Below are 11,028 nucleotides of genomic sequence, written 5' to 3'. Positions count from 1 at the left end.
CAATCCGGGATATTTTCTTTTACCGTGCGGAGACTTATTACAACTTTGCCACGGAAATGAAGAAGCTCGATGTGGAGCCGAGCTTCGATCCAGAGATTCGGCATGCATATGGCGGTCGAGAACTTCACCAATTGTCGCACGGGCAGTCGGTCATCCAACTCTTCAGGCACCGCTTCAGGTCTTACGGCTTGTACATCATGGACGAACCAGAAGCAGCATTGTCTCCTGCTAGGCAACTGGAGGTTATCAGCCACGTGAGAAATCTCACGGCTGCGGGTGCACAATTCGTGATCGCAACGCACTCACCGATTCTAATGGCGATTCCCGGTGCGACCATCTACGAAATAGGCGAGGCGGGGCTATGCGCGACCGAGTACAACTCGCTACCCCAAGTAGCTATATACCGACGATTAATTAACGATCACGAGCGGTTCATCGGCTCCATCCTAGAGCAACCGTAACAAGTATGATTGATCTAGATGGCAACCATTGGAACAGAGAGGGCAACGGCGAAGAGATGTTCAAGCAGATTCAGTAACACACATCTCAACGCCCGCACGCCGTCGCACCTGCCTTCCGCCTCAATATCTGCTAGCCGCCGCCGGGCAGCAATTAAAGATCGACAGCGAGCCCCGCCTCGTGCGCCTGCACGTCGGCGTGATAGCTCGAGCGCACCATCGCGCCCACGGCCGCATGCGTGAAGCCCATCTTATAGGCCTCTTCCTCGTACATCTTGAACGTATCGGGATGCACGTAAGCCCGCACGGGCAAGTGGTGCTCGGAAGGCTGCAGATATTGGCCGATCGTCAGCATGTCGACGTCGTGCGCGCGCAGATCGCGCATCACCTGCAAAATCTCTTCTTCCGTCTCGCCCAAGCCCACCATCAGGCCCGACTTCGTCGCGACATCCGGATGCAGCGCCTTGAAATCCTTGAGCAGTTTCAACGAATGCGCGTAGTCGGAACCGGGGCGCGCTTCTTTATATAGCCGCGGCACCGTCTCGAGGTTGTGGTTCATGACGTCGGGCGGCGCCGCGTTCAGAATCTCGAGCGCACGATCGAGGCGGCCCCGGAAATCGGGCGTCAGAATCTCGATGCGCGTGGCCGGCGAATGCTCGCGCACCTGCCGGATGCATTCGACGAAATGCCCCGCGCCGCCATCGCGCAGATCGTCGCGGTCGACGCTCGTGATCACCACGTACTTGAGCTTGAGCGCCGCGATCGTGCGCGCCAGGTTCAACGGCTCGTCGGTATCGAGCGGGTCGGGACGGCCGTGGCCGACGTCGCAGAACGGGCAGCGGCGCGTGCATTTGTCGCCCATGATCATGAACGTGGCCGTGCCCTTGCCGAAACATTCGCCGATGTTCGGGCAACTCGCCTCTTCGCATACCGTATGCAGATTGTGCTCGCGCAGGATCTGCTTGATTTCGGAAAACCGCGAATTGCCCGTCGCCGCCCGCACCCTGATCCAATCAGGCTTCTTCAGCTTTTCGATCGGCACGATCTTGATCGGGATGCGCGCCGTCTTCGCCTGCGCCTTTTGCTTGGCGGTGGCATCGTAAGGCGTCGCGGACTGCGGCGCGTCGGAAGCGCCGCTCGGGGATGCGGTAACGTCAGTCATTCGGTGATCCAGTCGATGAGCGTGCGCGCAGCGCGCCGCCGAGGTTCGCGGCGAGCCGGGCCGCCAGTGTTTCGGCTACTTCGTTCCAGCCGGCGGCGACGCCGAGCGTCGCCATGTCGACCGTTTCCAACCCCGCGTAGCCGCAAGGGTTGATTGCGAGAAACGGCCGCAAGTCCATCCTCACGTTCAGGCTCACGCCGTGATAGCTGCATCCGTTGCGGATCTTCAGGCCCAGGGCCGCGATTTTCGCGCCTTCGTGCCCAAGCGCTAGCCCCCCCGGCGCCACATAGATGCCGGGCGCACCGGGCCGCCGCTCGCCGACGAGATTATACGCCGCGAGGGTATCGATCACGGCTTGCTCGATCAGCGTGACCATTTCACGCACCATCAGCTTGCGCCGGCGCAAATCGAGCAGCAGGTAGGCGACGACCTGCCCGGGCCCGTGATACGTGATTTGCCCGCCCCGATCGACTTTGACGAGGGGAATCGCCGGATCGGCCGCCAGCAAATGCGCCGGATTACCGGCCTGCCCGAGCGTGAAGACGGGCGGGTGCTCGACGAGCCAGATTTCATCGGGGGTTTCGCCGGTGCGGGCTTCAGTGAAGGCCCGCATCGCGTCGAAGCTGACTTCGTAGGGCACGAGGCCTCGCCAGCGGACAATCGGCGCCAGATCGATCGGCGCCTCGTCGAACGCGACCGCGCCGCTCAAGATGGCATCCGGCGCCGCCGCGTCCGAGGAAGACGGCGACGCAGGCGCGGGTGAAAGAGACGATGCAGACGATGCGGCACACATGATGGCCGCCAGTTTACCGGAATCGGGACCGGCCCGCCCAAGCGGGGCCGCGCTGCCTCATGCGCGGCCGGCAGCGCATGCCGCTGCTCTCAGACGGTGCGCCAGCCGCCCCAGCGCGCAGCCCACCAGTCCGACAAAGACCGCGAAAGATCGGTCAATACGGCCGCGCGGGCGAGCGGCGCCACGAACGCGACACACGCCGTGCTCGGCCCTTCGGTACTGAGCCACAGCCGTTCCCCCTGGCGCAGGCGCAACGAATGGCCGGGCTCGAGCCAGTAGTCTTCGACGTCGTTGCTGCGCGTGACCCACACCGGCGCGCCATGCACGGACAGGCGCGTGCTCTTGGCCACCATCATCGGCAGCGTTTCGCCCGGCGCGACTTCGAACGTGATACTTGAGGAAATTTGTCTCATGATCGTTCCACCCAAAGAATGCTTCATGGCTAGAATCGTATGTGTCACAAGGCATTGCGCAAAACGATCAATTCTCACGCTCTTGTGAGAAAAATTAACAGATGGTGCATCCGTGAATCTACGACAACTGCCAGCGCTGAACGCCCTCAAGACATTCGAGGCTGCCGCCCGCCACGAAAGCTTTTCCCGTGCGGCGGACGAACTGTTCGTCACGCACGGCGCCGTCAGCCATCAGATCCGGGCGCTCGAGGAGGAACTCGGTAGCCCGCTGTTCGCGCGCGAAGGCAAGCGCGTCCGCCTCACCGATGTCGGATGCCGCTATGCGAAGGACGTGCGCGCCGCGCTGATCGCGCTCGCGGACGCTACGCGCGAGGTGCGCGAGGGCCAACGCGCGCGGCGGCTCGTCGTGTCGTCGGCCTCCTCTTTCTCCGCGCGCTGGATCACACCGCGCATCGGCGGCTTCATCGAGCGCCATCCGGAGTTCGATTTGGAGCTGTTGTCGACGAACGCGTTGACCGATTTTGCGCGCGAAGACGTGGATATCGGTATCCGTTTCGGTCCCGGCCCCTATCCGGACCTGCACGTCGAGCCCCTGCTCGACGAAGTCGCTTTCCCCGTCTGCGCCCCGACGTTCAACGGCGGCGCGTTGCCGGCGACGCCGGCAGCGTTGGCCGCATCGCCAAGGCTGCTGCGCTCGGATGATCAAATGTGGCGGGTATGGTTCGAGGCGGCCGGCGTGAGCAACGTGGCCGAGCCGCGCCGCGGCGTGCTCTATCAGGATTCGTCGAATCTGCTGCAAGCGGCCGTCGACGGGCAGGGCATCGCACTCGTGCGCCGCTCGATCGCGACGCACGAGATCGCCACCGGGCGGCTCGTGCGCTTGTTCGAGATCGACGCGAAAAGCACGTCGTCCTATTGGTTCGTCTGCCCGCCGCCGCTCTTGGCGAGCGCCCGCGTTCAGGCCTTTCGCACGTGGCTGCTCGAGGAGATCGAGCGCTTTCGCACGCAGTTCACAGCACGACTTTCACCATGGGGTGCCCCGTGAGCGCCCGATAGATGTCGTCGAGGTGCTCGCGGCTTTGCGCGCGCACCGTCACGGTCAACCCCGTGTAGTTGCCGCCGCTCGACGGCCGCGTTTCCACGCGGGAGACGTCGAAACCGGGATCGAACTGCCGCACGACGGTCACGACCGTCTCGGTGAAATCGGGGTGCGCCTTGCCCATGACTTTGATCGGAAAGTCGCAAGGAAACTCGAATAAGGACTCGTTCACCGGGCTCATGATCGCACCTCCCTCCATCACTTCTTCTTGCCGAACATGAGCAAGAGCGAATCCCAAATGCGGCCACCGATGCCGGCCTGCGGCACGGCCTGCAGCGCAACCACGGGGAACTGCGTGAGCGTCTTGCCGTCGGCGACGATTTGCACCGTTCCTACCGGCTGGCCGTTCGCGAGCGGCGCGACGAGCGGCTCGTTCAGCGCGAATTGCGGCTTGATCTTGTCGCCCATGCCGCGCGGCACGGTGATGTACTGATCGCTCTTCACGCCCACCTGCACGGTATTGGACGCCCCCTTGTAGACGCGCGGCGTCTGCACGGCCTGATTCGCCCGGAACAAGCGCACGGTGTCGTAAGCCGAGTAGCCGTAGTTCAGCATCTTCATGCTGTCTTGCACGCGCTCGTGCTCTTTGTCCTCGCCCATCACCACGCTGACGAGACGGCGCGACGCATCGGGCACGCCCGGCAACGGACGCTTCGCCGAGGCGATCAGGCAGTAGCCGGCCGCTTGGGTGTGCCCCGTCTTCAAGCCGTCGACGGTCGGGTCGATCCAGAGCAGGCGATTGCGATTCGGCTGCTTGATCTTGTTGTACGTGAATTCCTTGATCGAGAAGATGTTGTAGTACTCGGGGAAGTCACGAATGAGGTGCGCCGACAAAATCGCCAGATCGGCGGCGGTCGTGTAGTGCCCCGGGGACGGCATGCCGTTCACGTCGGCATAGTGCGTGCCCTTCATGCCGAGCCGCTGGGCTTCGGCGTTCATCATCTCGACGAAATGCGCTTCACTGCCGCCGACGAGCTCGGCCAGGGCGATCGCGGCGTCGTTGCCCGACTGGATGATCATGCCGTAGACGAGATCGTGCACGGTAACGGGCTTCTCGGCCTCGATGAACATGCGCGACTCGTCGTTTTTCACGCGGCGCACGGCGTCGCTCGGGGTCACGACCTGGTCCATCGAAATCTTCTTCGTCTGCAGCGCTTCGAAGACGAGATAGGCCGTCATCAGCTTCGTCAGCGAGGCGGGTTCCACGCGCTCGTCGGCATTGCCCGAGGCGAGGACTTGATTGCTCGTGGCATCGACGAGCACCCACGACTTGGCGGTCACGGCCGGCGGCGGCACCTGCGCTTGCGCGGCAGGCACATAGGCCGCACCGGCGATGAGCGCAGCGGCAGCCAATGCGCATACTGGCGCGGAGCGAGCGAGGGACGAAGGAGCGAAAGACGAAACGGACGACGGGAGGCAGAACAAGGAAGAACGCATAGATCGATTCGTGCAGAAAAGCGCCGCGCGCCAGGCGCGCGATCGGGAAGTGCGGGCCGCCGATCGGCGGTTCTCGCCGCCCGTCACGGCGCACGATGAACGGGCGACGCGCAAACGCGGCGCCCGTTCGACCAGCGGCGCGCGATTCGGTTCGCTCGATTCACTCGGGCGTGCCGTCATGCGTTCCGCCCGAAATCAGGCGGAGCGACGTTGACGGGCGGTGCGAAAAAAATTGCGCCCATTATACGCGGCACGTCTCGTCTGAAACGCTAGGAAAAAGCGCTTTTTCTCGATTCGCGCCGATGCGCTCCGGCCTCCCTAAAGCGCACGGCAACGCAGGCCGGCACCGGGCTGGCGCAGCGCGCCAGCCGCGCTGCTCACGCGATTCGTCAGCCGATTCGTCAGCTTGGTGTCAGGCGAATGCGAGTTCAGCGCCAGGCATCGACGATGATGCGTTTCAGTATGTGGAGCTTGCGATGCAGGAAATGCTCGGCACCGGGGATGACGACGACAGGCAACTCTTGCGGCCGCGCCCAGTCGTACACCGACCCGATCGGCACCGTCTCGTCCTGTTCGCCGTGGATCACGAGCGTGTTCTCGGGCACCGTCGCCACGTCGAAGCGGCTCGCGGCCGTGCCGACGAACACCATCCGCTCCACGCTCTCGCCGCCGCGCTCGGCGAGCGTGCGTGCCACATGCGAGATCACGGCCGTGCCGAACGAAAAACCGGCCAGCACGAGCGGCAAGGATTCCTGCCCCGGCTGCTCGCGCATATGCGTGAGCAGCGCGAGCAAATCCTCGCGCTCGCCCACGCCCTCGTCGTACTTGCCTTCGGTCTGCCCCACACCGCGAAAATTCGAGCGATACGTCACATAGCCCAATTGCACGAGCGTGCGTGCGAGCGTTTGCGCGACCTTGTTGTCCATCGATCCGCCGAACAGCGGATGCGGGTGCGCGACGAGCGCCACGCCGCGCGGTGTGCCGTCGGGCGTATCGAGCGCGACTTCGATCTTGCCGACGGGTCCGTCGATCAGAAACTTCTTCGTGTGAACGTTCATGGATGACGCTGCGCAAAGACTCGGCGCATCAGACGGGCCGGTCGGGTTGGTCGATCAGCAAACGCTCGACGATCTTGCCGTCCTTCAAGTGGGAATCGACGATCTCGTCGAGGTCCGCTTCATCGAAATAGGTGTACCACGTGCCTTCCGGATAGACGACGATCGCGGGTCCCTGCTCGCAGCGGTCGAGACAGCCGGCCTTGTTGATGCGCACGTTGCCCGGCCCCGCGAGGCCGAGCTTCTTCACGCGTTTCTTCGTGTGGTCGAGCATCTTCTGTGCGTCGCATCGCAACGCGCAACTCGGCCGCTCGGCGCCCGGATCGCGCTGGTTCAAGCAGAAAAAGACGTGGTACTTGTAGAAGGAGTCCATGGTCTTGCCGTTCGGATCGTGAGCCGGGCCGCCGCACCGTGCCGCGCGCGATCGCGCATGGGTACGAAAGCGCATTACGCGGGAACGGGCGCCGGCACCCGAGGTGAGTGGGATGACGGAAATCGGCCGATTATAGCGAGCGTCGCGCGCGGCCGCTGGCGACCGCTGGCGGCATCGGAAGCATAAACGCCGCGATCTCGAAGCCCGGCAGGTACGGGGATATCGAAAGGGGAATACCGAAACGGTCGACGCAGCTGCCGACGACCATCGCCGAGCCTCTCGCCCTTCATTGCACGACGGCACCCGTCTGCATGCCGAGCCATGCCACGAGTTGCGCCACGAATTCGTCGCTCGCAGCCGCCAGCGCTTGCACGCCGCCCGCGGCGTTCGGCATGCTCGCCGGGGCGCGGGCCACGAACGTCTGCTGGGCGATCAGCGCGCCGTCGCGCGTCAGCGTCGCGCGCGCCGTCAACACGCCCTGGCTCTGGCTTTCGCTGTCGAACACCTGCTCGAACTGCTCGAGATCGATCGTGAGCAGCGGCGCGCTCATGGCCTGGCCGCCGCCGAGCACGGCTCCATGCGCTGCCAGCGCCCCGCGCACGCGCTCGGTCAGCAGCTGGGCCGGCCGCATCGTCCAGTGGCTGTTCGCGTAAGCCGCCGTGCGGCGCGGGTCCGCATAGCGCATGCGGTACAGGATGTCGTCCGTGTCGAGCGAGGCCGGTGCCCGCACGTCGAACACCCGCAGCACCGGCAACGGGCCCGAGTAGGCCGATGTCTTCCGCGGGCCGAAGTCGTAGCGGATGTTGGAGATCGCGGCCGGCGTGCCGAACGCGCAGCCGCTGAGTGCGCCGATTGCGCCGAGCAAGCCGGCGGCTACGCACGCACGGGCCGTCACCGTCAAAAAGCGAGCGAGCGAGCGCGGTACCCGCATGTTCGGCATCGCACCTGTAGGCCGCGCGCGCCCCGCCATGGGCGCGACCGGATCGGATGAACGTGTCATGCTCGAAGCTTCCTTTTCATCATCGTCTTGATTCAATGCTGCGCGCCGGCGGCCGCGGGCTCGGGCCACGCGAAGCCGGGCTCGCCCGGGCCGGGCTGCGCCCGACCCACCCCGAACAACACGCTGCGCGGACTCGTGCTGAACGCGTTCGCGGCGCGATCGAACGCCCGCGCGGCGCCGCTCATGTCGGTCGCGAGCGCATTCACGCGCGGCAGCGTCTCATAGCCGAGCCGCGCGGACATCTCCGAGAGCGATGCATTCATCGTCACGAGCGCCCCGCCCGCACGATCGGCGGCAGAACCCACCTTGTTCAAGTTCGACACGAGCGGCCCGTTCGATGCAGACAGCTGAGCCGCGAGCGCGTTCGTCGAAGCGAGCGTGCGCGCAAGCTCGGTCATCGCGGCCGGCAGCTGCGTCGCCGCGGGCTGCACGGCCTGCGCGAGCTGCGTGACCGCGTCGGCCGCGCGCTGCAGGCTCACGGCGGTGGCCGTCAACTGCGCTCTCGTTTGGTCCGACAGCATCGCGTCGGCATGCCCGGCCACGCTCTGCATCTCGTGCAGCAGCGCATCCCCGCGCTGTTGCAATTGATCGAGCAAGCCCGGACGCATCGGCAACTGAGCGACGTGTTTCGCCGAGGTCGCCACGGGGGCCGGATCGGCGCCCGTGTCGTCGAGCTGCACGAAGGCTATGCCGGTAACGCCTTGCAGCCCGAGGCTGCCGAACGTCGAGCGCGTGATCGGCGCGTTCTTGTCGACGAGGATGCGAATGACGATCGTCCCCGGATGCGCCCGATCGAAGCGGATCGACTGCACTTTCCCGACTTCGAGCCCACGATAGCGGACGTCGGCGTCCGTGGACAGCCCCGTCACGTTCGTGTGCGAAATCAGATCGTACGGTATCCGCACGCTGCGATCGCGATTGAACCAGAACACGGCGAGCGCAATCGCGAGCCCAAGCCCGATCGTGAAGAGTCCCGCCCAGAATGCATGCGATTTGTTTTCCATTGGCCCTCGTCCCGTCGTTGCGTGCGGGTCATGGCCCCCTCACGCTGATTTCACGCTTGCGAACGTGCACAAGCGCGGCGGTGCGCCGCCGTCTCACAGCGGCACCTCGACCGACGCCGGCTCGAGCGCAGCCGGCGGCAGCTTGGCTCGGCGCTCGGGCGGCAGCGCCTGCAGCGCGCGCCGGCCGCGACGGCCGAGGAAGAATTCGCGAATGAACGGATGGTCCACGGCGGCCGCCTCCTCGATCGGCGCGGCGACGAGCACGCGCCGGTCCGCGATGACGGCCACACGCGTCGAGAGCGACGCCATCGTGTCGAGGTCGTGCGTCACCATGACGACGGTCAAGCCGAGTGCGCGGTGCAGCGTGGCGATCAATTCCACGAAATCCTCCGATGCCTCGGGGTCGAGGCCGGCCGTCGGCTCGTCGAGAAACAGGAGCTCCGGCTCGAGCGCGAGCGCCCGCGCGATGCCGACGCGCTTGATCATGCCGCCCGAGAGCGCCGCGGGCATCTTCGACGCATGCTTGCAAGGCAGCCCGACCATCTCGAGCTTGAGCATGACGATATCGTGCAAAAGCGGCGGCGGCACGCGGCCGAGCTCGCGGATCGGCTGCGCGATGTTGTCGAAGACCGACATCGAGGAGAACAACGCCCCCTGCTGGAACAGCATGCCCATGCGACTGCGCATCACGCGCGCCGTATGTTCGTCGATCGTCGCCGTGTCGCGCCCGAACACTTCGATGGTGCCGGCCGTCGGCGCCTCGAGACCGAGAATCTGGCGGATCAGCGTCGTTTTGCCCGAACCGGAGCCGCCGACGATCGAGACGATCTCGCCGCGCCGCACGTCGAAGTCCAGATGCTCGTGCACGAGCACGGTGCCGTAACGCTTGGTCAAATCGCGCACCTCGATCACGCGCTCGGCGATCGTGGGCGGCGGGCAGTTGCGCACGGCTGCTTTGAGGGGCGTGCTCATAGGCCGACGTTTTGAAAGATGACGGCGAACACCGCGTCCGCCAAGATGACGATGGTGATCGAAGAAACGACCGATGCCGTGGTGCCGGTCCCGAGGCTCTGCGAGTTCGGCTTGATCCTGAAGCCGAAGTGACAAGCCGTCAGCGCGATCAGCATGCCGAATACGACGCCCTTGCCGAGCCCGATCCATAGGTTGGCGATCGGCACGACGCTCGGCAACGCTCGGACGAAGTACAGGATGTCGATGCCGAGCACGAGTTGCGCCGAAAGCGCGCCGCCGATCAATGCGACGATGTTCGTCCAGATGACGAGCAGCGGCATCGCCACGGACAGCGCAACGACGCGCGGCAGCACGATGCGCAAACCATGAGGGATGCCCATGACGAGCATCGCATCGAGCTCTTCCGTCACGCGCATCACGCCGATTTGCGCCGTAATGGCCGATCCCGACCGGCCCGCGACGAGAATCGCCGCGAGCACCGGACCCAGCTCGCGAATCACGGCGAGCCCGAGGATGTTGACGATGAATTGATTCGCGCCGAACAGCTGCAGTTGCTGCGCCGACAAGTAGCTGAGCACGACGCCGATCAGAAACGCCACGAGCGCCGTGATCGGCAGCGCTTTCGCGCCCGCGCCGTAGATGTTCGCGGAGATCTCGAGCCACGGCGCCCGCGCGGGACGACGCACGACGGCCAGCGCATCGAGCGCGAAGCGGCCGAACATCGCCAAGCCGCCGTATGCGTGATCGGCAAAGCCCAAGACCGAGCCGCCCAGCGCGGTGACGAATCCCACCCGTTCGACGGGCTCGGGGTTCTCCCGCTGCGTTTCGAGCAAGGCGATGCGCGCGAAGATGTCGCGCTGGGTATCCGTCAGCGCGATTCGCTCCGGCAACTTGCGCCCCCAGACGCGCCATAGCGCTTGCCCGCCGACGTGGTCCATCCGTTCGACGGCCGACAAGTCCCACTGCGCGGGAGCCGAGCGAGCGAGCGCGGCCAAGCGCGAGCGGGCACCGGTGCGGGCGCGATCGCGCGCGAGCGCCAGCGCCAGCGCCGTCCACTGCCCGGACAGCCTGACGAGCGAGCCCTGGCTGCTCGTCTCGATGCGCAAGAGCGGCGGAGTGTCGAAGTCCAAGGAAGGCAAGCCCCACGCGATGAACTGAACTGCGGCCATTGTAGCGGGGTAGGCCCGATCCCGGCCTGATCGCGGCCACGGCGCCCGCGCTTGCCGCGAACGGGGTCACTCGCGATCGCCGCGTACGTTTGC

13 protein-coding genes are annotated in these 11,028 nt (G+C 65.3%); 2 read left to right on the top strand and 11 right to left on the bottom strand.

Annotated features, from left to right (window positions below; all coding sequences use genetic code 11):
- Positions 1-461: AAA family ATPase (locus tag ACTHNZ_RS05750; RefSeq protein WP_440541534.1), on the top strand; the 461-nt coding region annotated here is incomplete at its 5' end.
- A gap of 151 nt (positions 462-612) precedes the next feature.
- Here ACTHNZ_RS05750 and lipA read toward each other — a convergent pair.
- The 3 genes from lipA to ACTHNZ_RS05735 all read right to left on the bottom strand — a co-directional run bounded on the left by lipA (position 613) and on the right by ACTHNZ_RS05735 (position 2,826).
- Entirely contained in the window at positions 613-1,620 is a 1,008-nt protein-coding gene (lipA, locus tag ACTHNZ_RS05745; protein ID WP_440541533.1) for a lipoyl synthase, read from the bottom strand.
- Positions 1,613-2,413, bottom strand: a complete 801-nt coding sequence (lipB, locus tag ACTHNZ_RS05740) for a lipoyl(octanoyl) transferase LipB (RefSeq protein WP_440541532.1) — start codon at positions 2,411-2,413, stop codon at positions 1,613-1,615. The genes lipA and lipB overlap by 8 nt, the downstream gene beginning before the upstream one ends.
- 89 nt (positions 2,414-2,502) lie before the next feature.
- Positions 2,503-2,826 (bottom strand): DUF2917 domain-containing protein, encoded by a 324-nt coding sequence (locus ACTHNZ_RS05735; RefSeq protein WP_440541531.1) that lies wholly within the window; start codon positions 2,824-2,826, stop codon positions 2,503-2,505.
- A gap of 112 nt (positions 2,827-2,938) precedes the next feature.
- Between ACTHNZ_RS05735 and ACTHNZ_RS05730 the strand changes: the two genes are divergently transcribed.
- Positions 2,939-3,871, top strand: a complete 933-nt coding sequence (locus ACTHNZ_RS05730) for a transcriptional regulator GcvA (protein WP_440541530.1) — start codon at positions 2,939-2,941, stop codon at positions 3,869-3,871.
- Here ACTHNZ_RS05730 and ACTHNZ_RS05725 read toward each other — a convergent pair.
- The 8 genes from ACTHNZ_RS05725 to ACTHNZ_RS05690 all read right to left on the bottom strand — a co-directional run bounded on the left by ACTHNZ_RS05725 (position 3,837) and on the right by ACTHNZ_RS05690 (position 10,896).
- Positions 3,837-4,106, bottom strand: coding sequence for a DUF493 family protein (locus ACTHNZ_RS05725; protein ID WP_440541529.1), 270 nt, complete (start codon positions 4,104-4,106; stop codon positions 3,837-3,839). The two genes, ACTHNZ_RS05730 and ACTHNZ_RS05725, sit on opposite strands and share 35 nt — an antisense overlap.
- Positions 4,107-4,123: 17 nt before the next feature.
- The gene (locus tag ACTHNZ_RS05720) at positions 4,124-5,362 is read right to left on the bottom strand and encodes a D-alanyl-D-alanine carboxypeptidase family protein (protein ID WP_440541528.1); all 1,239 of its coding nucleotides are present in this window, start codon (positions 5,360-5,362) and stop codon (positions 4,124-4,126) included.
- Positions 5,363-5,790: 428 nt separating this feature from the next.
- Positions 5,791-6,420: an alpha/beta hydrolase gene (locus tag ACTHNZ_RS05715; protein WP_440541527.1), complete on the bottom strand. Its 630-nt coding sequence runs from the start codon at positions 6,418-6,420 to the stop codon at positions 5,791-5,793.
- A 28-nt stretch (positions 6,421-6,448) separates the two neighbouring features.
- The gene (locus tag ACTHNZ_RS05710; RefSeq protein WP_440541526.1) at positions 6,449-6,790 is read right to left on the bottom strand and encodes a (2Fe-2S) ferredoxin domain-containing protein; all 342 of its coding nucleotides are present in this window, start codon (positions 6,788-6,790) and stop codon (positions 6,449-6,451) included.
- A gap of 286 nt (positions 6,791-7,076) precedes the next feature.
- Positions 7,077-7,721, bottom strand: a complete 645-nt coding sequence (locus ACTHNZ_RS05705; RefSeq protein ID WP_440541538.1) for an ABC-type transport auxiliary lipoprotein family protein — start codon at positions 7,719-7,721, stop codon at positions 7,077-7,079.
- Positions 7,722-7,822: 101 nt separating this feature from the next.
- The gene (locus ACTHNZ_RS05700; RefSeq protein WP_440541525.1) at positions 7,823-8,794 is read right to left on the bottom strand and encodes an MlaD family protein; all 972 of its coding nucleotides are present in this window, start codon (positions 8,792-8,794) and stop codon (positions 7,823-7,825) included.
- Positions 8,795-8,887: 93 nt separating this feature from the next.
- Positions 8,888-9,766, bottom strand: a complete 879-nt coding sequence (locus ACTHNZ_RS05695) for an ABC transporter ATP-binding protein (protein WP_440541524.1) — start codon at positions 9,764-9,766, stop codon at positions 8,888-8,890.
- On the bottom strand, positions 9,763-10,896 hold the full coding sequence (locus ACTHNZ_RS05690) for an MlaE family ABC transporter permease (protein WP_440541537.1): 1,134 nt from the start codon (positions 10,894-10,896) through the stop codon (positions 9,763-9,765). Before ACTHNZ_RS05690 ends, ACTHNZ_RS05695 begins: the two co-directional genes overlap by 4 nt.
- Positions 10,897-11,028: the final 132 nt, after the last annotated feature.

Origin of the sequence: Trinickia sp., assembly GCF_051953955.1 — a bacterium.
Classification (GTDB): domain Bacteria; phylum Pseudomonadota; class Gammaproteobacteria; order Burkholderiales; family Burkholderiaceae; genus Trinickia.
Note: the sequence above shows the minus strand (reverse complement) of the source record. Positions and strands in the feature narration are given on the sequence as shown.

Excerpts from the sequence above, each read along its gene's own strand:
- lipA (WP_440541533.1), bottom strand. The coding sequence starts at position 1,620 with ATGACTGACGTTACCGCATCCCCGAGCGGCGCTTCCGACGCGCCGCAG.
- lipB (WP_440541532.1), bottom strand. The coding sequence starts at position 2,413 with ATGTGTGCCGCATCGTCTGCATCGTCTCTTTCACCCGCGCCTGCGTCG.
- ACTHNZ_RS05735 (WP_440541531.1), bottom strand. The coding sequence starts at position 2,826 with ATGAGACAAATTTCCTCAAGTATCACGTTCGAAGTCGCGCCGGGCGAA.
- ACTHNZ_RS05725 (WP_440541529.1), bottom strand. The coding sequence starts at position 4,106 with ATGAGCCCGGTGAACGAGTCCTTATTCGAGTTTCCTTGCGACTTTCCG.
- ACTHNZ_RS05720 (WP_440541528.1), bottom strand. The coding sequence starts at position 5,362 with ATGCGTTCTTCCTTGTTCTGCCTCCCGTCGTCCGTTTCGTCTTTCGCT.
- ACTHNZ_RS05715 (WP_440541527.1), bottom strand. The coding sequence starts at position 6,420 with ATGAACGTTCACACGAAGAAGTTTCTGATCGACGGACCCGTCGGCAAG.
- ACTHNZ_RS05710 (WP_440541526.1), bottom strand. The coding sequence starts at position 6,790 with ATGGACTCCTTCTACAAGTACCACGTCTTTTTCTGCTTGAACCAGCGC.
- ACTHNZ_RS05705 (WP_440541538.1), bottom strand. The coding sequence starts at position 7,721 with ATGCGGGTACCGCGCTCGCTCGCTCGCTTTTTGACGGTGACGGCCCGT.
- ACTHNZ_RS05700 (WP_440541525.1), bottom strand. The coding sequence starts at position 8,794 with ATGGAAAACAAATCGCATGCATTCTGGGCGGGACTCTTCACGATCGGG.
- ACTHNZ_RS05695 (WP_440541524.1), bottom strand. The coding sequence starts at position 9,766 with ATGAGCACGCCCCTCAAAGCAGCCGTGCGCAACTGCCCGCCGCCCACG.